The organism is Agrobacterium sp. CNPSo 2736 (genome assembly GCF_004005385.1).
GTDB lineage: Bacteria > Pseudomonadota > Alphaproteobacteria > Rhizobiales > Rhizobiaceae > Agrobacterium > Agrobacterium leguminum.
The window spans coordinates 126,482-151,356 of sequence record NZ_RZTX01000011.1; the positions used below are offsets into that span (position 1 = coordinate 126,482).

The window sequence follows — 24,875 nt, forward strand, 5'->3', positions numbered from 1 at the left end:
TGTTGCGTCACCAAACGTCGGATTTCGCACGGCTGACACTTCTGGATACAAAGTCGGCCTGAAGCAGAACGGAGAGTGCGCCGGGACCGGCGCTGCAGACTTCTCGCGTTACGGGGTGAGAACGGCTCGCGGTTCGAGCATGCCGTCGAGACCGAAGGCCCCGATCTCCCTGCCGATACCGGATTGCCTGAAACCGCCGAAGGGCGCGCGAGGATCATGCGGTGCGCCGTTGATGACGACGCGGCCGGCCATCAGCCTCTCGGCGATGCGTTCGGCACGTCTGAGGTCGGATCCAAGCACATAGGCTTGCAATCCGTAGTCGCTATCATTGGCGATTTTGACGGCCTCATCTTCGTCCTCATAGGCGAGAAGACACAGGACGGGACCAAAGATTTCTTCGCGGGCGATGCGCATTTCGTTCGTGACATCTGCGAAGATTGTCGGGCGGGCGAACCATCCTTTTTCAATCCCGGCCGGGCGTCCGGTTCCGCCTGTCAGCAGGGTTGCTCCTTCTTCGACACCAAGCCGGATGTAAGTCTGGATCCTCTCCCACTGGGCAAGGCTGGCGAGAGGGCCTACCCGAACCTCCGGATCACGGGGATCGCCAACTTTGAATTTTTCAGCGGCCATTCTCAACCGCTCGGCAATCTCCGGGAGACGGGACCTCGGAGCCAGGATGCGGGTACCCGCGACGCAGGCCTGGCCGCTGTTTGCAAAGCCCGACATCAGGGCGACAGGTATAGCCTTGTCGAGGTCGGCATCCGGCAGGATAATGGTGGGCGCTTTGCCTCCCAGCTCCAGAACCACCCTTTTCATGCCGTCGATCGCCGCACGCTGAATGATCTTTGCAGCCTGGGTGGAACCGGTGAAACTGACGGTCGCCACGTCGGGATCCTGTGTCAAAGCCGCACCGACCACCGGACCCGTGCCGTTGACAATGTTGAAAACTCCTGCCGGCAGGCCGGCCCGATGCAGCCTTCTCACCAGAATATCCGTCTGAAACGCACTCTGTTCGGCCGGCTTGATGACGAGGGACGAGCCTGAACCGATTGCATGCGCAAGCTTGGTGGCGATAAAACCGAAATTGCTGTTCCAGGGCGTGATGGCGGCGAGAACGCCGCGCGGCAGCATCCTGACCGTGCTTTTGCCCACGACCCGGTCAAAGTCGTAGTTCGCCACGGTCTCAGCCATAACATCAAAAATCGACGCTGCGTTTTGAACGGAGAAAGCCGTGAAATAAGCGGGTGCGCCGTATTCTTCGGTCATGACCTGCGTAAGCTCATCCGGTCGCTCTTCGATCATATCGCGCAGGCTGCGCAGCATATCGATACGCTGCGCCTTGGTGGATGTTGCCATGGCGGGAAAAGCCCGTTTCGCGGCTGCCACTGCGGCCCTTGCATCATCGGCATTGCCAAGCCGGACATCGCCGATTTTTTCTTCCGTTGCCGGATTGAAAAGGTCCAGCCGTTCATTGCCGTATGGCACCACAAATTTACCGTCGATATAGATGTGTTCAATTGATCGCATTGATCTGGCCTCGTTTAAGATGGTTGGAAATCCGGCTCGTCTGGCCGCCGCGGAACGCGCTGGAGGCGCGCCGCATGGGTCCAAGCAGGCTTCATTGAGTTGATCAGAGGGATGGCAGGAAGAAGTGGAAACGCGAAAACGGCTGCGGCGGGCGCCGAGCCGTTCCCTTGTGGTCACACCGATGAGACCGCGCCCAGAAGTCCAGCAACCGGCGAGGGCTCGTCGGATGTTGCATCATATACGCACGGTGCTGCGAATATCGCCGCAAACACGATGGCGATGACAAGCGCACGGGCGGAGACAATCGGCTTAAGCGAGCTTGAGCGTAACATCGATGTTCCCCCTGGTTGCCTTCGAATAGGGGCAGATCTGGTGGGCATCCTCAATGATGGCCTGTGCTACGGGACGATCGATCCCGGGCAGGCTTACCGACAGGCGAGCCTGCAGGAAGAACTCGCCGCCCGTCGTGCCGAGGTCGACTTCCGCATCGACGGCGGTGTCGGCGGGAAGCCGGAGCTGGCGTTTCGCCGCCGCCTTTGTCATGGCGCCGATAAAACATGCCGACCAGCCGGCCGCAAAAAGCTGTTCGGGATTCGTGCCCGGCTTTCCGCTGCCCGGAGGCGAGAGCTTGATGCCCAGCGCGCCATCATCGCTTTGCGCCGATCCGTCACGCCCGCCGGTCGTGTGGGTCTTGCCGGTATAAAGAACAGTCTCGATCTTGGTCATGGGAGGCTCCTTTCATTTGCCGCTGCTGCGGCGTTTCGTGATAGGAGCTTTGTGATGGATCAGCGTATCCGGCATGTTTCCGGAAACTGCGAAACTGTATCGAAAAGTATCGGCGCTTTGTCACTGGTTATCGTCGACCCGTTTCCCTCTCAGGGAAAAGCCACCTCGGCCGCAAGCCCGCCGCCCTGCCTGTTATAGAGGCGAACCGAGCCGCCGATCGTTCCGGCGAGTTGCTGCGCGATCGCCAGTCCGAGACCCGTTCCGCCCGTATCGCGGTTTCTCGATGTTTCGATCCGGAAGAAGGGCTGCATGGCATTTTGCAGCATCTCGTCCGGGATGCCCGGCCCCCGATCGAGCACCGTGATGACCACGGTGCCTTCACCACGCCGGTCCACTTTAATCTCGGCGCTGCCGGCGAATTTGAGGGCGTTATCTATGAAGTTCGTCAGGATTCTTCGCAATGCATGGGGCTTTGTCGACGCGGTGCCGCGCACCATGCCGGCAACTGTTACGGCTTTTCCGGTATCCTGATAGTCGTAGGCAATGCTGTCGATGAAAGAGGCCAGATCGATACGGGAGGATTTCTCGCCATTGCCGTGAGCGCTGCGTGCGTAAGCGATCCCATCCTGCACCAGGCGTTCGATTTCACGCAGGTCACTGACCAGCTTTTCCTTTTCCGGCGTATCGTCTGCCATATCGGCCCGCAACCGCATCCGGGTGATGGGCGTCTGCAGGTCGTGCGAGATCGCCGCAAGAATCTGGACGCGCTCCTCGAGATATTGCGCGACGCGATCGCGCATGGCGTTGAAGGCGCGGGCGGCGTGAGCAACTTCGCTTGGGCCGCTCTCACTCATCGGCAACCCCTTTTCCCCCGGATCCAGCGCTTCGGCTGCCGCAGCAAGCGCGCTGAGGGGTCTGGTCGTCTGTCGCACTGCAAACCAGGTGCAGAGGAGGAGAAGCGCCATCTGCGCGGCGAAGACATAAGGCAGCCATTCCGCCAGGGGCATCACGCCGCGCGGCGTCACGTCGATCGTCAGGGGCGAGCCGTCCGAAAGCGTCAGGTGTGCCTGAAGCCGCTTGCCGTCGCCGGGAATGGACTCGACCCTGACGGGAAAACGGTGTCCCGCGGCTTCTTCGATCCTCTGCGCAATTTCAGCGCCGCGGCCGGTCATGTCGGAAACACCGGGAAGACCGGGGCCGAGGACGAGTTGATAATTGTTGCGGCTCAGGCGATGGACCCATTGCGCCCGCTCTTCCGCAGGCAGGCGGTCGATGATGGCGATCGATACCGCCAGATCCTGCTCCAGAGTGCCGAGCATGACCGCCTTTGCCGACATATATCGTTCGGCAAAGAGGATGCTGAACGACAGGCCGTAGGCGATGGCGAGGCCGGCAAAAAGGATGATGAAAAGTCTGGACCGCAATGAGCGCGGCCACCAGCCGGCGAGCAGGCGCGGGCCGTTCATATCCTCGGCTCCGAAATTTCCACGGGCACCGCGAAGACATAACCCTCCGCCCGTACGGTCTTGATGTAGATGGGTTCGCGCGCGTCATCCCCCAGGCGCTGGCGCACGCGGCTCACAAGAAGATCGATCGACCGGTCGAAAAGCTCCGCATCGCGTCCCTGGGTGAGATTTAACAGCTGGTCCCGGTTGAGGACGCGCTGGGGATGATCGATGAAGACCCTGAGAAGCCGGTATTCAGCCCCGCTCAGGGCAACGGTCGTGCCCTCCCTGTCGAGCAGGTGACGGCCCACCGTGTCGAGGCGCCAGTCACCAAAGGTCAGGAGCTGTCCGGCCTCGCTGATCTGCAGATTGGGAGGCAGCATCCGCGTGCGGCGCAGGATGGCCTTGATCCGCGCAAGAAGCTCACGGGCAGCGAAGGGCTTCGACAGATAGTCGTCGGCTCCCATTTCGAGCCCGATAATGCGATCCATCTCGTCATCGCGGGCGGTCAGCATCAAGACCGGCGTGGCTTTGTGTTTCCCCGCTCGCAGCTCACGGCATAGGACCAGCCCGTCATCGCCAGGCATCATCACGTCGAGCACGATGAGATCGACGGTATTGCCGTCGAGAAAACTTCTCATCTGCCGTCCGTCGGCCGCCACGCTCGTGCGCAGGCCGTTCTTCTTCAGGTAGCTGGAAACCAACTCCCGGATTTCCCTGTCGTCGTCTACGACGAGAATATGGTCGATATGTTCCATTGGATGCCTTCGTCGTCCGGACGGTTCGAGTGGCCCGCTACCGCGTCCCCTGCGTCACATGCAGTAAGACAACGGTTCGCGGGCTTCGGCAAGTTTAAAGCTTTGCGACGTCCAGAACAGCCTTGGCAAAAGCCTCGGGCGCTTCCTGCGGCAGGTTGTGGCCGATGCCGCCGCTGATGTTGCGGTGCTGGTACTTGCCGGAAAACTTCGATGCGTAGGCGGAAGGATCCGGATGCGGCGCGCCGTTGGCATCGCCTTCCAGCGTTATCGTCGGCACGGTGATGACGGGAAGTTTCGCAAGCTGGCGCTCGTAATTATCGTACTTGGCTTCTCCGTCGGCCAGTGCCAGCCGCCAGCGGTAGTTATGGATGGTGATGGCCACATGGTCGGGATTGTCGAATGCGGGGGCCGAACGATTGAAGGTCTCGTCGCTGAATTTCCAGGTCGGAGATGCCGTCTGCCAGATCAGGCGCACGAAGTCGCGGGTGTTGGCGGCATAGCCTGCACGGCCGCGTTCCGTCGCGAAATAGAACTGATACCACCAGGAGAGTTCCGCCTTGGGCGGAAGCGGCTTCCTGTTGATCTCCTGGCTGCCGATAAGGTAGCCGCTGACCGATACGAGCCCGGTGCAACGTTCGGGCCAGAGCGCCGCCATGATGTCGGCGGTGCGAGCGCCCCAGTCATAACCGGCAACGACCGCCTGCTTCACGCCGAGCGCGTCGAGAAAGGCGATCATGTCGACCGCAAGCGCCGCCTGCTGTCCGTTGCGTGCGGTGTCGTCCGAGAGAAAACGGGTCGTGCCATATCCGCGCAGATAGGGGATGAGTACCCGATATCCAGCCGATGCAAGGATGGGTGCGACATCGACATAGCTGTAGATGTCATAAGGCCATCCGTGCAGCAGCAGCACGACCGGGCCGTCTGCGGGGCCGGCTTCTGCATAACCGACGCTGAGTACGCCCGCTTCAACCTGCTTCAGGGCGCCAAAGGAGGTGGCGCCGTCGCGTCCGGTTGACGGCTGAGGCGAAGGCGCTTCGCCCTTGGCATGAGCAAGGCCTGCGGCCCCGAATTCGACGGCGGCAACTGTCATTGCGGCAATGCCGAAGAAGCGGCGGCGCTGGAAATTGATCTCGGAATTCATTGCTGTCTCTCCTGTCCATGTTGGATGCGGGCAGGTAACGCTGTGCGTGTATCCTCGATGTGTCCCAAGGGGGACGAATGTGAATGGTTTTGTAGCAGGGGGCATTCCGGATACAGACTGATACATTCGGTCCGTCCTCCTTACGCAATCAGCCGCCCCGGTGTCTGGGGCGGCTGTGTTGGATTTCGAGGCGGGCGCGGTTTATTTCGCGGATTGCCGGGCGGCCTGTTCGATGACGTCTGCGACCTTTTCGGGCTGGGAGGCAAAGACCGCATGGCTTGCCGCAATCTCGGTCACCGCACTACCGGCGCGCTTGGCCATGTCGCGCTCGAGATCGGGGTTGATCGAGCGGTCCTGCGTTGCGACAATCGACCAGCTTTTCTTGGTTTTCCAGGCCGGTTCGCTGGCCTTGGCGGCAAAGGCAGCCTTGGCGGCGAAGACCTGACTTCTTGCCATGAAGGCCGCGTCCTCACGCGGCAGATCGCCGGCGAAATCTTGTCCAAAGACGGTCGGGTCAAGATAGAGGAACGCGCCATCCTTCGTCGCCTTGATGCCGTTGCCGGCCGGCGGTTTCGAGCCGGCGAGGTCAAGCAGGCTCTCACCCTTCTCCGGCTGGAAGGCGGCGACGTAGACTAGCCCGGCCACATCCGGCCGGTTACCGGCTTCCGAGATCACCATCCCGCTGTAGCTGTGCCCGACGAGCAGGCTCGGCCCCTGCTGGAGATCGAGAACACGGGTGGTGGCCGCCACGTCATCGGCAAGAGAGGTGATGGGCTCCTGCACGATCGTGACGTTGAAACCACGGCTTTCAAGGATGTCTGTTGCCCTGCGCCAGGCCGAACCATCGGCCAGCGCGCCATGGACGATGACGATATTCTTCACCTCTGCCGCCTGTGCGGCAAAAGCGATCAGTGCGGTTGCGAGGGCAAGCGCGAATTTTGGCATGAGACGATGGTGCATCATATTTCTCCTTTGGTTTTGATGGGAACGGGAGGAAAATCCGGATCAGCCGAAAGTGAAGGCATAGGCCTGCACGCCGGGGTCGAGGAAGCGGATGGTAAAGGTTCTCGCTTCGACGGCGCCGGACTGGCGGACGAGCTGGTAAAGACGGGTTGAGGTGACGACGCCATTGCCCTCGGCATCCGTGTCAGCGCCATGATCCGCACCCGGCGGATGCCCGTCGATGGTGACCTGGAAACGAACCGGTTTTCCGGCTGCATCCGGCCCAAGAACCAGATGCAGGTCACGGGCGTTGAAGCGATAGGTGATGCCGCCTTCAGCCGCATCGAGCGTCGCCGCCTCCGCGCCAACCGTCCAGGCGCCGGAAAGTCCCCATTCGTTGAGGGAGGGCGTCGTAACGGAATAGTCGCGCGGTGCGTCTGCACGCATCGGCTCGTTCGATGCGAAGCTTCGAGCCTGCCGATAGCCTATATAGGTTTCGCCAGACAGCATGTGCCCGATATCCGCACCGGCTTCGGCTCCCGTCGCCTCTGGGGCCACCGGTGCGCTGGCGGAGGCGCTGCTGCCGGCCTCGCGCAGCAGATCCTGGATCGTCTCTTCGGTCTGCCGGTAGTTGCCCTCGCCGAAATGGTGGTAGCGGATCTGGCCATTGGCATCGATCAGGTAATGCGCCGGCCAATAGCTGTTATCGAAGGCGCGCCAGATCCTGTAGTCGTTGTCGATTGCCACGGGGTAGTCGATCTTGAAGCCGGTGACGGCCTGGCGAACATTGTCGATCTTCTTTTCAAAGGCGAATTCGGGGGCGTGAACGCCGATGACGACGAGGCCCTGATCCCGGTATTTGTCCGCCCAGGCCCGCACATAGGGAATGGTGCGGATGCAGTTGATGCAGGAATAGGTCCAGAAGTCGATGAGGACGACCTTGCCACGCAATTGCTCGCGCGTGAGCGGCGGGGAATTGAGCCACTCGACGGCGCCGTCGAGGGATGGGGCCTTGCCCTCAACCGGCAGTTCCGACCGGGCCGCAGCAGCGCTGACGCCCGCCGCCGCCACTTCAGGCGCTTTGGCAGTGTGGAGCCCGTCGAGCACCTGCTGTTCGAAGGATGCCGTGCTCGCATAGGAAATCTGCGACAGGAAACCCGTATCCAGCCCGAGCGCGATGACCGCGACGCCGGAAAGCACCGCCGCGCCAAGAGCCTGGCGGATCCGCTCGCTGAAACCCAAAGACCGCTTCATGGCCGCAAATACCCTGCCGCCGACGAGGATGGCGACGGCAAGGGAGGTCGCGGCCCCGGCGGCGTAAGCGGCAAGCAGCAGGCTGGTTTCCAGATTAGCCCCTTCAGGGCCGCACCCGTCAGCACAAGCCCGAGGATCGGTCCGGCGCAGGGTGCCCATAAAAGGCCGGTGGCGATGCCGAGTAACAGTGAACCCGCGACCGTCGGCATTGCCCCGGGCTTGCCGGCGGCATTGGCAAGCCGGTTGCCGAGTTCGACGACCGGGCGCGTGATGATGCTGGCCGCACGGGGCGAGACCAGTCCCACGCCGAAGACCGCAAGCAGCGCAAGAGCCGCGAGCCGGCCATATTCGTTGGCGCTAATTGCCCAGCTGCCGCCCACCGCGGCCAGTGTCGCGACGGCGCAAAAGGTCGCCGCCATTCCCGCGAGCAGGGGCAGCGCGCTGCGCAAAAACGGTTGCCCAGCCCGCGCAAAAACGAAGGGAAGAATAGGCAGGATACAGGGGCTGAGAATTGTCAGCGCCCCTCCAAGATAGGCAATGACCAGAAACGTCATCATCTTTTCCTTTCAGGCATGAGTTCGGGGCTCCGGTCGGCGAAGGCGACCCGGCGATGGCGCCAATTTCCCGGCCTCACGTATCCCTGATGTGTCGGGGGTTCGGTGAATTTGTATTCGAGTGTAAAAGCCGCCTCAGGCACACGGCCGCAAAAGCCAAACCGCATGCCTCCGTCATTCGTCACGGCGCATAGCGCGTGAAGACGAAATCATGGTCTTTAACGTTGCCCTCGTGGCAGGAGAGACAGGTCTCATGCTGGACGGCGTCCACCGGCTTGCCGTTGACAAACCGCCCGAAGCCCCAGCCGTGGCTGCCGGCATATTTCTTGGAGTCTTTCACCATCACCTGCACCGTGGTTGCCGCTCCCGGCACCGTGGCCGGCGGAAACTCAGCGGATTGCTGACGCTTATAGGCAAGTTTCACCAGTATCGAGCCGTCAGGAAAGGGCAGGTTTCCGCTCTTATAGGCATTGACGGCGATATCATTTGCCAAAACAGCGCGAAGCTCGTCCAACGGAGGCGCTTCCAGCGCGGGCGCGATGAACTTCCAGTCACGATATCCTTTGGGAAGCGTGACACCGTAGATGGGAGAGGCAAGTCCGGGCGGCGTGTCCGCTGAGCTCGAATAAACGGTTCCAAAACCTGCTGCCGCAACCGATAGGGCGACGGCGAAGAAAATCTGCCTCTTCATGGGAAATCCTGCCTGATCCGAAATAGATCAGGCAATGATCTGCCCTGCAGGTATCCGGCATGTTTCCTGAAACCCGCATTTATGTATCAAATCGTAGCGCTGCGCAGTGCCCTCGAAGGCATGTCACGCTCAAAGGTCGGCGAGCACGCCCACGTCATCGTCTTTTGGAGCCTCCATCGCGACCCTTATTGCTTTCTGGATCTCGTCCTCGATGGCCTTTCTTTCGTCGGGCGGCATGGCGGCAAGGTCGCCTTCGGACAATCCCCGCGCCTCCAGATATTGCGCCCGGATTTTCTCGCCAAGGCTCATATTGGCCCAGCGGCTGAGCTCGTCCTCATCCGAGCCTGTGCCGCCGTTCTCAAGCGGCGTCTCTTCTACTCCGCCCTCTTGCCCCCGTAGCGACCAGAGTGCGTTGGCAAGATTGGAGGAAAGCGAAGGCGCGGTGCTCCCGCCGATCAACGATGCCGACCGTTCGGGTGTGGGATTGGGCACGGCCTGGGAAACGTCCTGCGGCCGCGCGCGTGGATAAAGCAGAGCGGCATGGCCAATTCGATCGATTGCAGACATTGTATATCTCCTTCGGTCGCAATCTGGTTCGGTTGGCTTGCCTCTGGCTGATCATCCTCGTTGTCTGCGTTGAGAAGACATACAATTGCCGGGCGCGGGCACATTTCTCCCGTCACCCCTCTTTCCGACATTTTGTGAAACTTATTGGAGCGCGGCGAGTTTGGTGAGAGAGCAATCAGCTCGCATGTCTCACTGCATAAAATCGCCGCTACGCGGAGGATTGATCGTCCATTCGGAGGAGATACCGCATGAATTCCATCATCTATCTAGTTGGACTCGTCGTCGTTGTCCTGTTCATTCTCTCATTGCTGGGGCTACGCTAATGGTTGATCCAACGGGCATCGAAACGAATCCGAACCGCAGCTATGTGGACTGGCCAGCGATTTTCGCCGGTGCCGTCATCTCCTCGGGCGCCATGGCAGTCCTCACCGCATTCGCGGGCGGCCTAGGCCTGAGTTCGATCTCGGCCGACGATGGCGGCGAGATCAGCACAGTCTGGCTCATCATAACCGCGCTCTTCGTCATTATTTCTATGGTCGGCTCCTACATGCTGGGTGGCTATATTGCCGGCCGGATGCGTCGGCCTGCCGGCGCTGCCGATAGGAACGAACTGACGGTCCGCGATGGTGTGAATGGCCTGGTCGTATGGGGTCTCGGGACGGTCGTCTCGGCATTTCTCGCGCTCGGCGTGCTGTCCGGTGGCGCCAAAGCTGTTGGCACCGTGGCGCAGACCGCCGTCGAGGCCACGGGTTCCGCAGTCGGCGGCGCCGTTCAGGGGGCTGGCCAAATAGCGGGCGGCATCATTTCCGGCGCTGGCAGTGCGGCCGGTGGTCTGGCGCAAGGAGCCGGTCAGGCTGCAGCACCCAGCATTGAGCAGATGCTTCCGCAGGGCCTGAGAACTAACCCGATCGACTATTTCACGGATACGCTTCTGAGGACCGATACGCCCGCCACCCCTCTGACGGGTGAACAGAGCGCCGGTGACTATCAGCGCCAGATTAGCGGCATCCTCGGCAATCTGATGGCAACAGGCGAGATATCTGATGCCGACAAAACATGGCTCGCCAATCAGGTAGCTGCCCGCACAAACATCAGCCAGACCGATGCGCAAACGCGCGTGAACCAGACGGTCCAACGTGTGCAGGCCGTCAGGGCGGAAGCGCAGAAGAAGGTCGATGAAGCGCAGAAGCAGGTCGAGACCGTGAAGGCTGAGGCGCAGAAGGCATTGGACGATGCCAAGACCAAGGCTGCGGATGCCGCAGAAAAAGCACGCGTCGCGGGTATTCTGACAGCGTTCCTGCTGGCCGCTTCCGCGCTCGTTTCCGCTGCGGCTGCCTATATCGGCGCAGTACACGGCGGTCGCCACAGAGATGAAGGCCGCATCTGGGGTGGGCTAGCCTACCGCAAGTAACCAGAGCGACTGCAAGAAAATCGGCTCTTCAAAAAAGTCCTGCCCGGACCACATTCCGGGCAGGACTTACGTTTTAGGCATCTGGCGTCACAGAGAGGGTCAATCGCGACGCTGCAGCAAGGCCAGAGCGACAGTGGATGCAGCCAGTATCGCGGTCAGCGCCAGCGGTGCGGTCGCACCGTAGGAGTCGACGATGTAGCCGCCGAAAACCGCACCGATGCTGATAGCCACCTGAAAGGAAACGACCATCAGGCTGCCTGCTGCCTCCAGAGCATCGGGAGCGCCGCGCGAAAGATTGGTCGGCAGCACGACCGGCCCCATGCCGAATGCAAGGCCCCAAAGTGCGACGAGAGCAAAAGCCGCACTCGTATGAGCGCCCCAGATAACGAGGGCGATCGTCGCAAATGCCATCACCGCGGCAGTGACGATGAGAGCAACGCGGATACTGGCGTCAGCCATCCGGCCGCCGACGACATTGCCGATCACGGAGGCAACGCCAAAGCCGAGCAGGGCGAGTGCAATCGGCGTGGTGTCAAGAAGCGTGACCTTTTCGAGGAAGGGACGCACATAGACCGAGCCTGCAAAATGCCCCGTCATCAGCAACAGGATGGCAAGCATACCGAGCTGAACGCTGCGGCGTCGCGTCAATCCAAGGACATCGGAAAGACTGTTGCTTATACTTGCCGGCAGCGACGGCAGGCTGAGTATCTGAAGCAGCATGGCAACTATGGCAAGTCCGGCCGTCATCGACATGGCGATGCGCCATCCCAGCCAGTCGCTGATCAGGGCGCCCATCGAAGGAGCTGCAATGGTGGCAAGCGAAACGCCGAGGGTAACGATAGCCATGCCGCGCCCGGTTGAATTTGCGCCGACGAGCCGCGCCACAACGGCCACCGACAGCGCCCAGAAACCGCTGAGTGCAATACCCAGCCCGGCCCGGCCCAACAGCAATAGCCAGAAATCGGCGGCAACCGATGCCAGAATGTTGGAGGCGATCGCCAGCGCGCTAAGACCGACAAGCACTGTCTTGCGGTTCAGCTTGCCGATCATAACATTGCTCAACAGAGCCGTCACCGCGCCTACGGAGGCGGTGGCGGTGACGACCTGTCCGGCCGTGCCTTCGGTGATGCCAAGATCGCGCGCCATGGGCGTTAACAGGCCCGCTGGCAGGAACTCGGCCGATACCAGCGCAAAGCTGGTGGCCGCCATGGAAAGAACAGCGAACCAGGTCGCAGCCGTCCATGCGGGTTCTTCTGTGGTTTCCAGGGGGATAGCTACCCCATCAAACTGCGATGTTGTGTCCGTCATGACGTCTCTCCTTGAGTTGAGAGAGTTTTAGACGGTTTTTCCCGGATGATATGTATCTAAAAATCCGAATTTCATGCCTATTCCTCCGAAACTTGTGCATCGCACAACATTTGACACGCCATTGGCATGAGGCGGATGCCATTGCGCAGCGGCGCAGACGTGTCTGAATGATGGCACGATGAAAGCGGGGTCCCGTCAGTGGCGGATGCGATCAAGGAAGCTCCTGATCAGGGGGATGACGTCCTCCAGATTTGTCTCCAAGAGCCAGTGTCCTCCGTCCAGCAAATGAAGCTCGGCATCCGGCAGATCGCGGAGATAGGCGCGGGCGGAGCGCTCGGGCATGTAATGATCCTGCGGTCCCCAGATGATGACGGTCGGCGGCCGACAGCTTTGCAGGTAGCGGCGGTGGATTGGAAACCAGTCGCGATTTGCCTTGAGGTCAGAAAGTAGGTCTGCTGCGATATCCTTCCTCCTCTCCGTCATAAGGCTCCAGTGCAATTGCCAGAGGTCAGGAGGAATGAGCGCGGTAAGCTCGGGGCGGACATTATTTAGAAACTCGTCACGAAAATTCTCTTCGGTGACGGCATCGCGAAATGCGGCGCGCATCCGGTCTGCAGGCAGCGACCAGAACTTTTCGATATCGGCATATTTCGGGCCCAGCGCGTCTTCATAGGGAATATCGCCGTTCTGGATGATCTGTCCCACGATGCGGTCCGGCTTCATGATGGCAAGCCTCGCGCCGATGGGAGAGCCAAAGTCGTGCAGGTAGAGAACAAAACGGTCGAGACCCAGGGCTTCAACAAAGGCATTGAGCCAGACGGCATAACCGTCAAAGCTATAGGAAAAGGTTTCGGGATTGCCGCTATAGCCGAATCCCGGAAAATCCGGTGCGATCAGTCGCCATCTGTCGGCCAATCTGGGCATGAGGTTTCGGAACTCGAAGGACGAGCAGGGATAGCCGTGCGGCAGCAGAATGACCGGCGCATCCTGCGAGCCAGCCTCCCTGTAGAAAGTCTCTATTCCGGCAATGGAGATTTTGCGATGTGTGACGCGCGTGTGCATTGAACTTCTCCCTAGGGATAAGAGTGCAGAGCGGGACGAATGGTTCCCTTATCCGTGCATGGGCCGAACGTCTTCGGTCCTCAATCTCAGCAAAATGCGACTGTTGTTCGCCACTCGGCTCGGCTAAAACCTTTAAAAAACGGACGTGTATCGGGCTGGAGACAAGAAATGGCGTTACAGCACTCGAAACCATTGAAGGCCGCAATTGTGGCGTGGATGGTCGGCGCATCCGGCGCCCATGCGCAGGAACCGGCGAGTGGATTGACCTGGACCAGGGATCCCGCCAGCCGTTGCGAATTCGTTTCACCAGTGTCGCTAACGGTGGGTCCTACATATTGGATCGGCGCATGCCCGGGGAACAAGGCGTCCGGTCTCGGCATGCTTCGCCGTCGCGATGGTGACAACACCGGTCCCGCTTTTTATGGGCGAATGCAGGCGGGCGTGCCGGTTATCGGCGTTATCGATGATGAAGGTTATCGCGTTGGCGCGCTCAGCAAAGGCGATATCGGCAGCGATACGCAACAGCAACCGCAGGTCGGGCTGGACGCCTTTCGCCTCGCGGCCAAAGCTGCCCGGGAAGTGGCCGGGCGTTATGCCCGGGATGGCAATGCGGCCTCGGCCCGGCATTACGAAGTCGTTGCAAAGCAACTGGAGGATCAGGTCGAATGATGATGGGCCGTCATAGGGCGAAGCGTGCCGGCATCGCATTGGCGCTGATGGGGTTTGCAGCGCCGTCATTTGCGCAGCAACCGTCACTTCCAGACGACGTCAGCGCTTTCGTCAGCCGCCGGGATGGCTGTGATCATTTCCGTGGCGAGGAAGCCACTGATCGTGATCGCCGTGCCCAAATAGAAGAAGCACTGAACCGGCTGTGCCGCGGAAGCGATGCCGATTTGGCCCGCCTCAAACGGCAGTATAGCGGGAACAAGGCTGTCATGACGATTCTTGAGCGCTATGAGCCCGATATTGAAGGTGACGGTGCTGCCGAGTGAGGTGAAAACATTCATCGCAAAACCAAAGGCGTGAAGCAACGCGGCCTGAATGTGCTACATGAACCGCATACGCAGCCATTTTGGAGAGGATTACCATGTCGAATTCTTCCCGGGACCTGATTATCGCCGCCGCACTCATCGTCGGTGGCCTTATGGCTTTTTTTCTCTTTCTCTATCTCACCGGGCATGATCCCGATGAAACCCCGCTGGGCCTGATGGAATGGATCATCGCCGGCGCTCTGCTCGGACCGGGATTTGGCTATCTGCTGAAATGGAGAAAAAACCGAGGTCGCTAGCCCGGCGTCTTCGGCCGACCGCAAACCGTTCCGGAACGGCAACCTTTCAAACCGTCATCCGTTTAAGCATCCATGACCGATGCTGACGCAAAACCCAAACCAGTCGATGGCACCGGCCACAACGGTGCAGAGAATGTTCATGCCAACCACGCCCCTGATGATCCCCTCCCGCCGGAAGAAATGGAACCTGCTTCGGGTTTAACCCCGCAGCAGGCGGAAGAGGCGCGCAAGAGATATCTCCTGAAGCGCTTCTGGATCAGCGCCCGGGGTTTCTGGAGCCGCCGTGGGGATGGGCTGGCCTGGCCGTTCTCCATCGGGCTTCTCGCTATGATCGGCGTAAATGTCGGTTTCCAATATGGCATCAACGTCTGGAATCGCGGAATTTTCGATGCGATTGAAAAACGGGATGCAGCGACGGTCTACTTCCTTGCTTCCATATTTCCGCCGCTGGTTCTCGGAAGCGTTTTCATTGTGACCTCGCAGGTTTACGTCAGAATGCGCATTCAGCGGCGCTGGCGGTCGTGGCTCACCAAGGTGCTGGTCTCCCGATGGATTGCAAATGGCCGCTATTACCAGCTCAACCTGATCGACGGCGACCATCAAAACCCTGAGGCGAGGCTGTCGGAAGATATGCGGATCGCCACCGAAGCGCCGGTGGATTTCGTAGCGGGCGTCATTGCCGCCTTCGTATCGGCCTCCACCTTCATCGTCGTCCTGTGGACGATTGGCGGCGCGCTGACGCTGCCCATCGGCGGGGTATCTGTCACGATACCCGGCTTTCTCGTGATAGCGGCGGTGATCTATGCGCTCATCACATCGAGTTCCATCGCGTTGATCGGCCGGAACTTCGTCAAGGTCTCCGAGGTCAAGAACCAGCTGGAGGCGGAATTCCGTTACACGCTGACCCGCGTCCGGGAAAACGGGGAGAGCATTGCCCTGCTTGGCGGCGAAGAGGAGGAGCGGAGCGACCTCGACAGGAGGTTCCGCAATGTCCGGCACCAGTGGAAGCAGATGGCGCAGCAATATATGCGCACCACCGTTGTGTCGCATGGGTCGATGTTGATCGCGCCCGTTGTTCCGCTTCTTCTCTGCGCGCCCAAATTTCTTGATGGAAGCATGTCCCTCGGCCAGGTCATGCAGGCGGCATCCGCTTTCACCATCGTTCAATCCGCCTTTGGCTGGCTGGTTGACAACTATCCCCGGCTGGCGGACTGGAATGCCTGTGCACGCCGCGTTGCCTCCCTGATGATGTCGCTTGACGGGCTCGAGCGGGCCGAACAGAGCGACAAGCTCGGCCGGATCGTGCGCGGTGAAACGGAAGGCGAAACGATGCTCAGCCTCAAGGATGTCTCGGTGTCGCTCGGCGACGGCACCGCCGTCGTCAAGGAGACCGATGTGGAAATCGGGCGGGGAGAAAGAGTGCTCGTCGCAGGCGAATCCGGATCGGGCAAAAGCACGCTCGTTCGGGCAATTGCGGGCCTGTGGCCATGGGGCGGGGGCAGCGTCAGTTTTCGCGCCGGCAGTCGGCTTTTCATGTTGCCGCAGCGGCCATATATTCCCTCCGGCACGTTACGCCGGGCGGTCTGTTATCCGCAGACGGCCGAGAGCTGGACCTTTGAAGAGATAGGGGAGGCTCTCGACAAGGTCGGTCTCGGTCATCTCAAGGACAAGGTGGAAGAGGAAGCGCCATGGGACCAGACGCTGTCTGGCGGTGAAAAACAGCGGCTGACCTTTGCCCGCCTGCTGCTGAACGACCCGGATATCATCGTCATGGACGAGGCGACCGCGGCTCTTGACGAAAAAAGCCAGGACAGGATGATGCAGACGGTGATCGATGAACTGCCCGACGCCACCATCGTCAGCGTGGCGCATCGTGCCGAGCTGGAGGCATTCCATAGCCGAAAGATTACCTTGGAACGCCGGGAAGGCGGCGCAAAGCTGGTCAGCGACATCCACCTCATTCCCCGCAAGGCCCGATCCGGCTTCCTGCTACGGCGCATGGTCACACGCAGGTGAGAGGCCGTCAGTCGCTCCAGCCGTCGTGTGTGCTCGGTCTCCACAGCCCCGAAATTCTAACGCTAACGAATATCGCCCTTTTCGGTGTTCCCGTCTTTTCCGGTGTCACCCGTAAGAACGATGGACGACAATTCGGTGAAGTCATAAAATGGCTGGCAGAGGAGGCAACGATATACTCTTGGGGAGGAAACAATGCCTATCTTCATGGACCGGCACGAGCTTGCCGGCGTTTCCGCTGCGGATATCGCCGCGGCACATCTTAAAGATATCAACATTCAGGATCGGTACGGTGTCAGGTTTTTGACCTATTGGTTCGATGAAAGGCGTGGCACGGCCTTTTGCCTTATGGATGCCCCGGACGCGGAAACCGCGCAGTGCGTGCATCGCGAAGCGCACGGCTTCGTCGCCAGCGAAGTCGTGGAAGTCGCCCTGTCGGCGGTGGAAGCGTTTCTTGGGCGAATACAGGATCCGGTGGCGCCTGTGGCGGCCTCGAAAAATATGGACGCCGGCCACCGTGCGATCCTTTTCACGGACATTGTCGGTTCAACCGAAATGACGGCCCGCCTCGGCGATCGTATGGCGGCGGAACTCATTCGGGCGCATGACGCTCTCGTGCGCGGTTGTTTGGGGCGGCGCTCGGGACGGGAAGTCAAGCACACCGGCGATGGCATAATGGCGGTGTTCTCCTCCACGCCGTTTGCCGTGGATTGCGCCATCGATATCCAGCGCGAGTTCCATCGTTACAACAGCGACAGGGGCGAGCCCATCCACATCCGCATCGGTCTGGATTGCGGGGAGCCAATCGAAGACAGCAATGATTTCTTCGGCACGACCGTGCAATTGGCCGCAAGGCTTTGCGCAGCCGCCAGGAGCGACCAGATTCTGATTTCGGACAAGACCTTCCAGGAATATGGCGGCGCCGATGTCCTCGTGCATGGCGATCGTTACAGGCTGAAAGGCTTTGCCGAACCGGTCCTCGCTTACAGTTGCGAGTGGCTGCATTAGCTACGGCCTGTGTCGCGACCGAATGGATCGCTCCTTAGCGCCATATCTCGGTCAGGCCGCCGGAGGCTCCGTGCACGGGGTCTGTCGCAGGTTTTGGCAGGGATCTAATCCGCTCGAGCATTTCATCGCTGGGCGCGGAAGTCTGAATATCGGCCTTTTGCCCCGGCGGATAAGCACCCACCACTTGAAAATCCGCAGAAGCACTCAGCTTCATATGGCCGGTTCCGGCGGGCAGGATCAGGCAATCGCCCTGTGTGACCTCCAGAATTTGCCCCTCGGGCCCGCCGATCTGCAACGTCGCCTCGCCACGTCCCACGCCCAGAACCTCATGCGCGCCGCTATGGTAATGGTGGTAGTCGAACACGCCATTGCGCCAGATGCCGCTCCATTTGTTGCGGGAAAACATAGCCTCGAAATCCGAGGAGTCCGAGTCCGGGCCAACGTTTCGATAAATGATGACGGCAAAGGTCTGATTGTTGGGAACCTGCCCGCCGGGGCCGAAAGTGAGTTGCTCGGTTTTCATCTTGATGCTCCTCATGTTCTGCCCGCAGGAGAGGCGGACTTCTCGGACATTCAGGTCATAATCTCATGAGAATACCAGTTCCGGCGGTCTCAAGCTCGAAGAACCGGGCTTGAGACCTTTGCCGGAGGAGTGGCCGGTTTATTCGGCCGTCGCCTGAATATCGACCTTGTCGAGAAGCCCCATCGGATTGTCGGAGGCGGCAACCAGATCAAAAATGCCGAGGCCGTTTGCGCCCGTGGATTTGACCGTTACCGTCAGGGTCCCGGGTTTGCTGATGAACTGGACGAGCGCTTCCACGGCGTTCTGCAGCTTCGGCTGTTCAGCCGCCACCTGCGGCAGCATCATGCTCGCCACCAGTGTCAGGGTGGCGCGTACCTGATCTTCCGTCATGTCGTTCTGCAGGGCATAAAGCTTGATCGCCTTGGCCATCAAACCTTCGTCCTTGATCGTGAGCTTCACTTCGCGGCCGGCGAGCCCGAAGAGCGCCGCCTGCGCGCGATTGACGTCAAAAGAGAAGAACTCTTCGGTAAAGCCGCTCACCAGACCGGCAAAATTGACGCTGCCGAAATCCTTGCTGCTGAGAGAGATATCACGGATCACCAGATTGCTGTTCGGTTCGTCCCAGCCGGCGGCAAGGCCATAAGAGAAGGCCAGCGTTTCGAGACCCAGTTTGCGGGCTTCAACGAAAACTTCCTCCTCCGAATCTGCCGGAATTGGAACCGTGAGGTCGTCCTGCCGGATCTCGATATCGGTCGGAATGCCGTTGAAGGGCTTGGTCAACCCCATCTCGAAATTCTTGAGTGAGAATTTGATACGTTCCGGCGTTCCGGCCGCTTCTTCTTCCGTCTCCTCCTCCGGCTTTTCCGGCGCGGCCATATCGACGTTGATGCCGCCGACGCGCACCCGGCCAAGTTCCGGTATCAGGCGATTGAACTGAAAGGTCTCCATCTGCGTCTCGTCGAGCGCGATGATCTCGGAGATTCCCTTGAGCGTCGAACTCCAGTCAAAGCCCTTGAGGCTTGCTTCCGCGACTTCGATCGTGCCGTCGCCGTCTCCGATCGACATGCCATTCATGCCGAAGTCCAGCTTGCGGCTGTCCATCTGCATGTCGATGCGGTCGATGGTGGCCTTGACCCTTTTGCCGGCCGCCCCTTCCTTTTCATCCGGCGCATCGACCTTGAAGCCGATGAGCTGCATGTTGCTCTTGCCGATCATGTCGAGAATGGAGACGGCTTTTGCGAAGAGCGCCTGGCGCGCCTCCGGTGAAAGCGCGTCAGGATCTTGGGTGGTCGTCAGCGTTTTGAGGGTGTCCAGCAGCGGCTCGGACGGCATGCGGGCGGTAAAGCCGTCGCTGCGGATTTCATCGTAGCTGAAATGACCGTCTCCGTCAGAGAAGGAAACCGCCTTGACGGAGAGCGGGCCGTAGAGCGGTTTCGCTTCCTTGTCTTGCGGACCGGCCTTCTCCGTATAGAGCCGGGCGAGATAAGCGACGTCGATGTCCTGGCCGGCGATCGCGCCGGTCGACACGACCATATGCTTGTCCTTCATCGCGCCGTCGCTGTCGGGCAGCTGCATCTTGATGTCGTAGCTGCCATTGTCGATCGAATAGCTGGCAATGCGGCCGCCGGCGATCTCGGAGAGGGCCAGGTTCTTGTAAACGGTCTTCTGCTCGGTGGTCGCGACCGACTGGGTAAACGTCACCTCCGGCGTGGAGATGCGCGCGGCCGCGAAGCGCTCGATGCGGCGGGCGAGGGAGCCGCCGTTTCCTTCCGCCTGTCCCGGTTTTTCAAAGGCGGCGTTCTCGATGCGCGCCTGCGCCATCGAAATCTTTCCGGTGGGCACATCGATGTCGATGGTGTTCATGTCAATCGCGCCGTCCAGAAACGGAAGTTTCGGACGTCCGTCGATAGCCGCGATCTTGATATTCCTGCCGTCTTCAAGCGCCAGCGTCAGATCGCGAACATGAATTTTCCCGAGAAAATCGACCTCGATGGACGTGGCGGTCGCACCGCTGCGGGCAACCAGCTCCTTCACCTTCGCTTCGTAGAAGGTCTTGCCGCCGACGACGCCCGCAGCGGCGACGGCAATGATCGCAACCGCCGCCCAAAGCGCCCTGCGCCGACCCTTGCCGGTCTGGATGTTTTCCTGTTCCACGAAGTTGGTCCTCTCTAACGAACTGATATTGACCGCCTTTTAAGCACGCAAAAGTTGCTTAGCAAGTGGTCGTCGCCGGCTTAATCAAGGCGTGAAAAATCGCGGGGCGGAGGCGGTGTTGCAGCAGTCGTTCGCCATCCGGCTGAAGCTATCGCCAGAACATCAGCGCCATGCCGGTCACGACAAGTGCAGCACCCGCCCATGCGCCGGGCGCCGGCAGCTCCCGTGTCCTCAGCCACAGCAGCGGCAGGATGATGACAGGCGTCGTTGCCGAAAGTGTCGAGACAATGCCGACCTTGCCGCCGGAAAGGGCAAAGAGAAGCAGCGTCATGCCGAAAGCCAGGGCGATGATGCCCGTGAGAGCCGTCTGCAGGAACAGGCTTCCGGTCAGCCTGCCTCTTGGCTTGACAGCCTCGATGGGCAGCATCGTCAGCGCCGTCAGACAAAGAGCGGCCACCCCGACGCGCAGCATGGAGGCGGCAAGAGGATCGACCCCGGTCGCCATCACGGGCCTTGCAATCAGCGAGCCGACCGCCTGGCTGAGCGCGGCAAGAAGGCCGAAAAGCACGCCGAGCCAGAGCGGCCCCTTCACGCTTTCCCATTCGTGCAGCTGCGCCTTGCGCTTGCCGAAGAGGATCGCCAGCAGCACGCCGCTCAGCGTCAGGCCTATGCCGGCGATGGCGCTGGCGGGAAGCTGCTCGCCAAGCACCGCCCATCCCAGCAGCGCTGCGATCGGGGCATTCAGCGCAAACAGGATTCCCGAGCGACGCGGCCCCAACCGGTTGAGGCAGGTGAAGAGAAGCGTGTCGCCAACGAAAATACCGATGAAGCCGGAAAGGAGAAGCGAGGACAGCGCCGCCGGCTGAAGCTCCCGCCAGCTGCCCGAGGCGAACACATAGACCCCCAGCAGAGCGGCGACAAAAAGCTGCCGCGTCCTGTTGAAGGCCAGCGCTCCAAGCCGCCCCGCCGGGCCAGCCGAAAGAAGCCCGGTCATTGCCCAGCAGGTCGCGGCGCCCACGGCAGCCAGTTCATAGATCGGCATGTTTTCCCCGTCGATTCGCCGCCTGCTTCCGGCCGCGGACACTATCCCTGCCTGCACCCATCGCAGATTCCGGGGTTGCCCGCCATACCATAAGCATCGCCATCAACGGCATGAACCGGCATATGGCCACCGCCCGTGCCGGGCAAGCCGCCGCATCCGCTCGCAACAAATGCGCCGCACCCGTTCAGCCGCCCATCCCCGATGTCAGCATACACCGGCATCAACTCTGCGAACGGGCAGTCCATTTACCGCGCGTCACGCGCCATTGATGATATTGCAGATCCCCTCGCGGATGACGTTCTTGTCCGCGATCTGTCCAGCCTGAATGTTAAAGACAGCATCGATCCGCACAGCGGCGCCTTTCTGCCGGGCCACGACCCGCAGCGTCTGAATTCTGCCGCTGCCACTGGTCTCCTGGTGCGCATCGATGGAAGACAGCGCCTTGTTGATCTGGATGCCGGAAAAACCTTCCGCCGCCACGGCCTGAGCCAGCTTTTGAAGCACGGCAGGCGCTTTCGCCTTGGGCAGTTCCTGCCAGGATTTATAAGAGACGGCCGTCACCATCGGTACGCCTGAGACCGTGAAGTTCTTCTCGCAGGATGCCGCGAGGACGGGGCTTGAAAAGGCGATCATGCCAAGAGCTGCCAGGACATATTTCATTTCGAATAATCCAATCGTTGGTGAAGGCTGAAAGCTGCCGGTCGCATCAGAATGTCGACCGTTTTCCTCTGTAGGCGGCTGGCGGCGGAAGCGCTTCATGGGCTTGCGCCAGCGTCTCAAGCCATGTCGCCAGGCCAGCGGGAACCTCCTCGTTGCCCGCTTCCAGCGCCTCAATCCATGAAAGTTCGCATTGCAGGGCGGACGCAATATTGATCGGCGTCCAGCGGATCACCCGCAGGCATTGATTAAAGCGTTCTGGTGACATGATGATTTGATGTTTTCCCCGTCATTTTCTTGGCGAAGCTCACTCAGGTGGCCGCGAGAGTCAATCTTTTTCTGCAACTTTGGATGGCTTGTTTCTGGCCCGACAGTTGCATCCGCCACCCATTGCCGAACGCCATCTGCGGGAAGGGAAGGCTCGGTTGCCCAAACGAAACGGCTGGTCGATGCATCCGCATGTCATCAAGGGGATCATTCCTGCCGAGAAAACTTAGTCGATCTGCTAAGTTTCTCCTTGCCCCGTCACGATGAAACATGATAGTTAGCAATATGACTAAGCATCATCAGGACCTTTCATTGATCTTCCAGGCTCTGGCCGATCCGACGCGGCGGGCGATTCTGGCGCGCCTCGGCGGCGGGCCGGCGCCGGTCATGGAACTGTCCGCTCCCACGGGGCTGCGTCTGCCCACGGTCATGCGGCATCTTTCCGTGCTGGAGGAGGCGGGGCTGATCGTCACGTCCAAGGACGGGCGGGTGCGCACCTGCGCCATCGTGCCGGAAGCGCTGGAGCCGGTAAGCACATGGCTCGATGAGCAGCGGGCCGTGTGGGAGAGCCGGCTTGACCGGCTGGAGGCATTTGCAATGCAGGCCATGAAGGAGGATACAGAATGACAACGAAACCGGATCAAAAAAGCGCACACGCTGAACCGCATCTGCCACAAGACCGTTTTGCAACGCTCAGCTTCGAACGGGAGATTGCCGTTCCGCTATCGGCTCTCTGGCAGGTCTGGCTTTCACCCGCCGCCCGGGCGGTGTGGGCCTCTCCCTCACCCTCGGTGACGGTGGAATTCCTGGAGGCGGACAGCAGGCTGGGTGGGAGCGAAGTGTCGCTCTGCAAGGTCGCCGGCCAGCCGGATATTCGCTGTGAATGCGGCTGGCTGGAGCTGCAGCCAACCCGCCGCAGCGTGAATTACGAGGTGGTCTCATCCGGCGGCGTAACCCAGTCGGTAGCGCTGGTGACTGCCGATTTTCGGGCCACGGAAGAGCGTAGCCGCTTGACCGTAACGGTGCAGCTTTCCTCACTGGCCGAGGATATGCGCGATGGCTATCAACAAGGTTTCAACGCCGGTCTCAACAATCTGGCCAGCGTGGCCGGGCGAACCATGGTGCTGGAGCGAACGATAAAGGTGCCGCGAAACATTGTCTGGAAAGCCTGGATGAACGAAAAGACGCTGCCGCAATGGTGGGGCCCTGAAGGGTTTTCCTGCCGCACGAAGAGGATTGATCTGCGGACCGGCGGTGAATGGGTCTTTGACATGATCGGCCCTGACGGAACAGTCTTCCCGAACCATCATCGTTATATCGAGGTCCGGCCCGAAGAGAGGATCGCCTATACGCTGCTGTGGGGCGAAAACGGGCCGAAACATGCCGATGCTTGGGCCTCCTTCGAAGATCAGGATGGCGCGACGAGAGTTGTGCTGGGCATGGTGTTCAGCACGGAAGCCGAGTTCCAGCAAGCGAAGGGTTTCGGCGCCGTGGAGCTGGGTCAGCAAACGCTGGGCAAACTGGAGCGCTTCGCCAAAGCACTGTGAATCTTGTGAGCCTCCAGGGGTATCCTCTTGGTATGGGCGTTGTGCAAGAGACCACAAAAGACAGCCGTCGCCTGCCGAATTGTGTGATTGCAAATTGATGATGCAGGCTGACGGTACAGGTAGAACCGCCGCCAAGGTCAATATTGCTGGCCTGTCTCAAGTCTTGGCTTTGATGGCCCTCTCAGCCATTATCAGGCAGTGGCGACATCCAACACTGACTTTTGGAGGTCGGTGATGAATTACGATGCCCTGCTGGGATCCCCCAACTGACAACCGGCTGTTTCTGGATGCGCTGCTATTGATGGCGCGTTCGGGCGGTCGCTGACGCGATCTGCCCCAGCGGCTGGGCGACTACCGCTCGGTCAAGCGGCGCTATTACCGTTGGATCGAGATGGGCATGCTCGACGAGATACTGGCGGTTCTTGCCCGTGAGGCCGATCTCGCATGGCTGATGATCGATAGCACTATCGTGCGGGCTCATCAGCATGCTGCCGACGCGCGTAAGGGAAAGGGGGGCGGATGCCCAAGGCCTGGGTCAGTCTCGCGGCGGTTTGAGCACCAAGATCCATGCCGCAGCAGAAACGCTCGGCCTTCCCATCCGATTGATCGGCTCTCCAGGGCAATGCAATGACATTGCCTTTGCCCATGACCTCGTCGATGGCTTCGAGGCCAAGGCTGCTATTGCCGACAAGGGCTATGATGCCGATCATCTATGTGACAGGATTGCCTACAGTGGCAAAGAGCTCGTCATCCGCCAAAACGCAACCGAAAAGTCGAGTGCGGCTATGACGCTGACCTCTATAAGGAGCGCAATCGCATCAAGCGCCTCTTCACAAGCTCAAACAATTTAGGTGCGTCGCAACCCGATAGGACAAGCTGCTCGTCAACTTCATGGGCCTCGCCAAACTCGCCGCAATCGCGATATGGCTCCGATAGTTAAATCGTCGCCACGACCTAGGCGAGTGGGAGATAATCCTTCAACGCGGATAG

23 protein-coding genes and 2 pseudogenes are annotated in these 24,875 nt (G+C 60.3%); 9 read left to right on the forward strand and 16 right to left on the reverse strand.

Annotation, left to right across the window (positions count from 1 at the left end; translation table 11 throughout):
• Nucleotides 1-108: 108 nt before the first annotated feature.
• The 9 genes and pseudogenes from EM858_RS18210 to EM858_RS18250 all read right to left on the reverse strand — a co-directional run bounded on the left by EM858_RS18210 (nucleotide 109) and on the right by EM858_RS18250 (nucleotide 9,605).
• The gene (locus EM858_RS18210) at nucleotides 109-1,527 is read right to left on the reverse strand and encodes an aldehyde dehydrogenase family protein (protein ID WP_080820876.1); all 1,419 of its coding nucleotides are present in this window, start codon (nucleotides 1,525-1,527) and stop codon (nucleotides 109-111) included.
• Nucleotides 1,528-1,836: 309 nt separating this feature from the next.
• On the reverse strand, nucleotides 1,837-2,253 hold the full coding sequence (locus EM858_RS18215) for an organic hydroperoxide resistance protein (protein WP_060726459.1): 417 nt from the start codon (nucleotides 2,251-2,253) through the stop codon (nucleotides 1,837-1,839).
• Nucleotides 2,254-2,402: 149 nt separating this feature from the next.
• Nucleotides 2,403-3,719: an ATP-binding protein gene (locus EM858_RS18220; protein ID WP_080820878.1), complete on the reverse strand. Its 1,317-nt coding sequence runs from the start codon at nucleotides 3,717-3,719 to the stop codon at nucleotides 2,403-2,405.
• The gene (locus tag EM858_RS18225) at nucleotides 3,716-4,456 is read right to left on the reverse strand and encodes a response regulator (RefSeq protein ID WP_026372362.1); all 741 of its coding nucleotides are present in this window, start codon (nucleotides 4,454-4,456) and stop codon (nucleotides 3,716-3,718) included. The genes EM858_RS18220 and EM858_RS18225 overlap by 4 nt, the downstream gene beginning before the upstream one ends.
• A gap of 94 nt (nucleotides 4,457-4,550) precedes the next feature.
• Nucleotides 4,551-5,597, reverse strand: a complete 1,047-nt coding sequence (locus EM858_RS18230) for an alpha/beta hydrolase (protein ID WP_080820879.1) — start codon at nucleotides 5,595-5,597, stop codon at nucleotides 4,551-4,553.
• Between the two features lie 201 nt (nucleotides 5,598-5,798).
• Entirely contained in the window at nucleotides 5,799-6,557 is a 759-nt protein-coding gene (locus tag EM858_RS18235; protein WP_080820880.1) for an alpha/beta hydrolase, read from the reverse strand.
• 45 nt (nucleotides 6,558-6,602) lie between these two features.
• Nucleotides 6,603-8,347, reverse strand: a pseudogene (locus tag EM858_RS18240) (cytochrome c biogenesis protein DipZ).
• A 181-nt stretch (nucleotides 8,348-8,528) separates the two neighbouring features.
• Nucleotides 8,529-9,038 (reverse strand): cytochrome P460 family protein, encoded by a 510-nt coding sequence (locus EM858_RS18245; RefSeq protein ID WP_080820882.1) that lies wholly within the window; start codon nucleotides 9,036-9,038, stop codon nucleotides 8,529-8,531.
• Between the two features lie 129 nt (nucleotides 9,039-9,167).
• Entirely contained in the window at nucleotides 9,168-9,605 is a 438-nt protein-coding gene (locus tag EM858_RS18250; RefSeq protein ID WP_080820883.1) for a hypothetical protein, read from the reverse strand.
• A 322-nt stretch (nucleotides 9,606-9,927) separates the two neighbouring features.
• On the opposite strand from EM858_RS18250, the gene EM858_RS18255 reads away from it, so the two are divergent.
• On the forward strand, nucleotides 9,928-11,016 hold the full coding sequence (locus EM858_RS18255) for a hypothetical protein (protein WP_080820884.1): 1,089 nt from the start codon (nucleotides 9,928-9,930) through the stop codon (nucleotides 11,014-11,016).
• Nucleotides 11,017-11,115: 99 nt separating this feature from the next.
• Here the strand turns inward: EM858_RS18255 and EM858_RS18260 are convergent, their stop codons facing one another.
• Both EM858_RS18260 and EM858_RS18265 read right to left on the reverse strand, forming a co-directional pair.
• Entirely contained in the window at nucleotides 11,116-12,324 is a 1,209-nt protein-coding gene (locus EM858_RS18260) for an MFS transporter (RefSeq protein ID WP_080820885.1), read from the reverse strand.
• Nucleotides 12,325-12,519: 195 nt separating this feature from the next.
• Nucleotides 12,520-13,386: an alpha/beta hydrolase gene (locus EM858_RS18265; protein WP_080820886.1), complete on the reverse strand. Its 867-nt coding sequence runs from the start codon at nucleotides 13,384-13,386 to the stop codon at nucleotides 12,520-12,522.
• Nucleotides 13,387-13,554: 168 nt separating this feature from the next.
• On the opposite strand from EM858_RS18265, the gene EM858_RS18270 reads away from it, so the two are divergent.
• The 5 genes from EM858_RS18270 (at nucleotide 13,555) to EM858_RS18290 (ending at nucleotide 17,695) form a co-directional block, all read left to right on the forward strand.
• On the forward strand, nucleotides 13,555-14,055 hold the full coding sequence (locus EM858_RS18270) for a hypothetical protein (RefSeq protein WP_080820887.1): 501 nt from the start codon (nucleotides 13,555-13,557) through the stop codon (nucleotides 14,053-14,055).
• Nucleotides 14,052-14,378, forward strand: a complete 327-nt coding sequence (locus EM858_RS18275) for a hypothetical protein (RefSeq protein ID WP_127757537.1) — start codon at nucleotides 14,052-14,054, stop codon at nucleotides 14,376-14,378. Before EM858_RS18270 ends, EM858_RS18275 begins: the two co-directional genes overlap by 4 nt.
• A gap of 95 nt (nucleotides 14,379-14,473) precedes the next feature.
• The gene (locus tag EM858_RS18280) at nucleotides 14,474-14,674 is read left to right on the forward strand and encodes a hypothetical protein (RefSeq protein ID WP_080820889.1); all 201 of its coding nucleotides are present in this window, start codon (nucleotides 14,474-14,476) and stop codon (nucleotides 14,672-14,674) included.
• A gap of 72 nt (nucleotides 14,675-14,746) precedes the next feature.
• Nucleotides 14,747-16,690, forward strand: coding sequence for an ABC transporter ATP-binding protein/permease (locus EM858_RS18285; RefSeq protein WP_127757538.1), 1,944 nt, complete (start codon nucleotides 14,747-14,749; stop codon nucleotides 16,688-16,690).
• Nucleotides 16,691-16,882: 192 nt separating this feature from the next.
• Entirely contained in the window at nucleotides 16,883-17,695 is an 813-nt protein-coding gene (locus tag EM858_RS18290) for a nickel-binding protein (protein WP_080820891.1), read from the forward strand.
• Between the two features lie 34 nt (nucleotides 17,696-17,729).
• Here EM858_RS18290 and EM858_RS18295 read toward each other — a convergent pair whose 3' ends face one another.
• The 5 genes from EM858_RS18295 to EM858_RS27455 form a co-directional block, all read right to left on the reverse strand.
• Nucleotides 17,730-18,218 (reverse strand): cupin, encoded by a 489-nt coding sequence (locus EM858_RS18295; protein WP_080821092.1) that lies wholly within the window; start codon nucleotides 18,216-18,218, stop codon nucleotides 17,730-17,732.
• A gap of 138 nt (nucleotides 18,219-18,356) precedes the next feature.
• Nucleotides 18,357-20,372 carry a hypothetical protein gene (locus tag EM858_RS18300; RefSeq protein ID WP_080820892.1) on the reverse strand — a complete coding sequence of 672 codons (2,016 nt, stop codon included), beginning with the start codon at nucleotides 20,370-20,372 and terminating at the stop codon, nucleotides 18,357-18,359.
• 148 nt (nucleotides 20,373-20,520) lie between these two features.
• Complete coding sequence (locus tag EM858_RS18305) at nucleotides 20,521-21,414, reverse strand: DMT family transporter (RefSeq protein ID WP_080820893.1); 894 nt, start codon at nucleotides 21,412-21,414, stop codon at nucleotides 20,521-20,523.
• A 255-nt stretch (nucleotides 21,415-21,669) separates the two neighbouring features.
• Nucleotides 21,670-22,074: a hypothetical protein gene (locus tag EM858_RS18310; RefSeq protein WP_080820894.1), complete on the reverse strand. Its 405-nt coding sequence runs from the start codon at nucleotides 22,072-22,074 to the stop codon at nucleotides 21,670-21,672.
• Between the two features lie 46 nt (nucleotides 22,075-22,120).
• Nucleotides 22,121-22,339 carry a hypothetical protein gene (locus EM858_RS27455; protein ID WP_080820895.1) on the reverse strand — a complete coding sequence of 73 codons (219 nt, stop codon included), beginning with the start codon at nucleotides 22,337-22,339 and terminating at the stop codon, nucleotides 22,121-22,123.
• Between the two features lie 284 nt (nucleotides 22,340-22,623).
• Between EM858_RS27455 and EM858_RS18320 the strand changes: the two genes are divergently transcribed.
• From EM858_RS18320 to EM858_RS18330, 3 genes and pseudogenes are all read left to right on the forward strand, one after another.
• Nucleotides 22,624-22,965 carry a metalloregulator ArsR/SmtB family transcription factor gene (locus EM858_RS18320; protein ID WP_164865474.1) on the forward strand — a complete coding sequence of 114 codons (342 nt, stop codon included), beginning with the start codon at nucleotides 22,624-22,626 and terminating at the stop codon, nucleotides 22,963-22,965.
• The gene (locus EM858_RS18325; protein WP_127757540.1) at nucleotides 22,962-23,885 is read left to right on the forward strand and encodes an SRPBCC family protein; all 924 of its coding nucleotides are present in this window, start codon (nucleotides 22,962-22,964) and stop codon (nucleotides 23,883-23,885) included. Before EM858_RS18320 ends, EM858_RS18325 begins: the two co-directional genes overlap by 4 nt.
• A gap of 265 nt (nucleotides 23,886-24,150) precedes the next feature.
• A pseudogene (locus EM858_RS18330) lies at nucleotides 24,151-24,821 on the forward strand (IS5 family transposase); the annotation flags it as partial.
• Nucleotides 24,822-24,875: the final 54 nt, after the last annotated feature.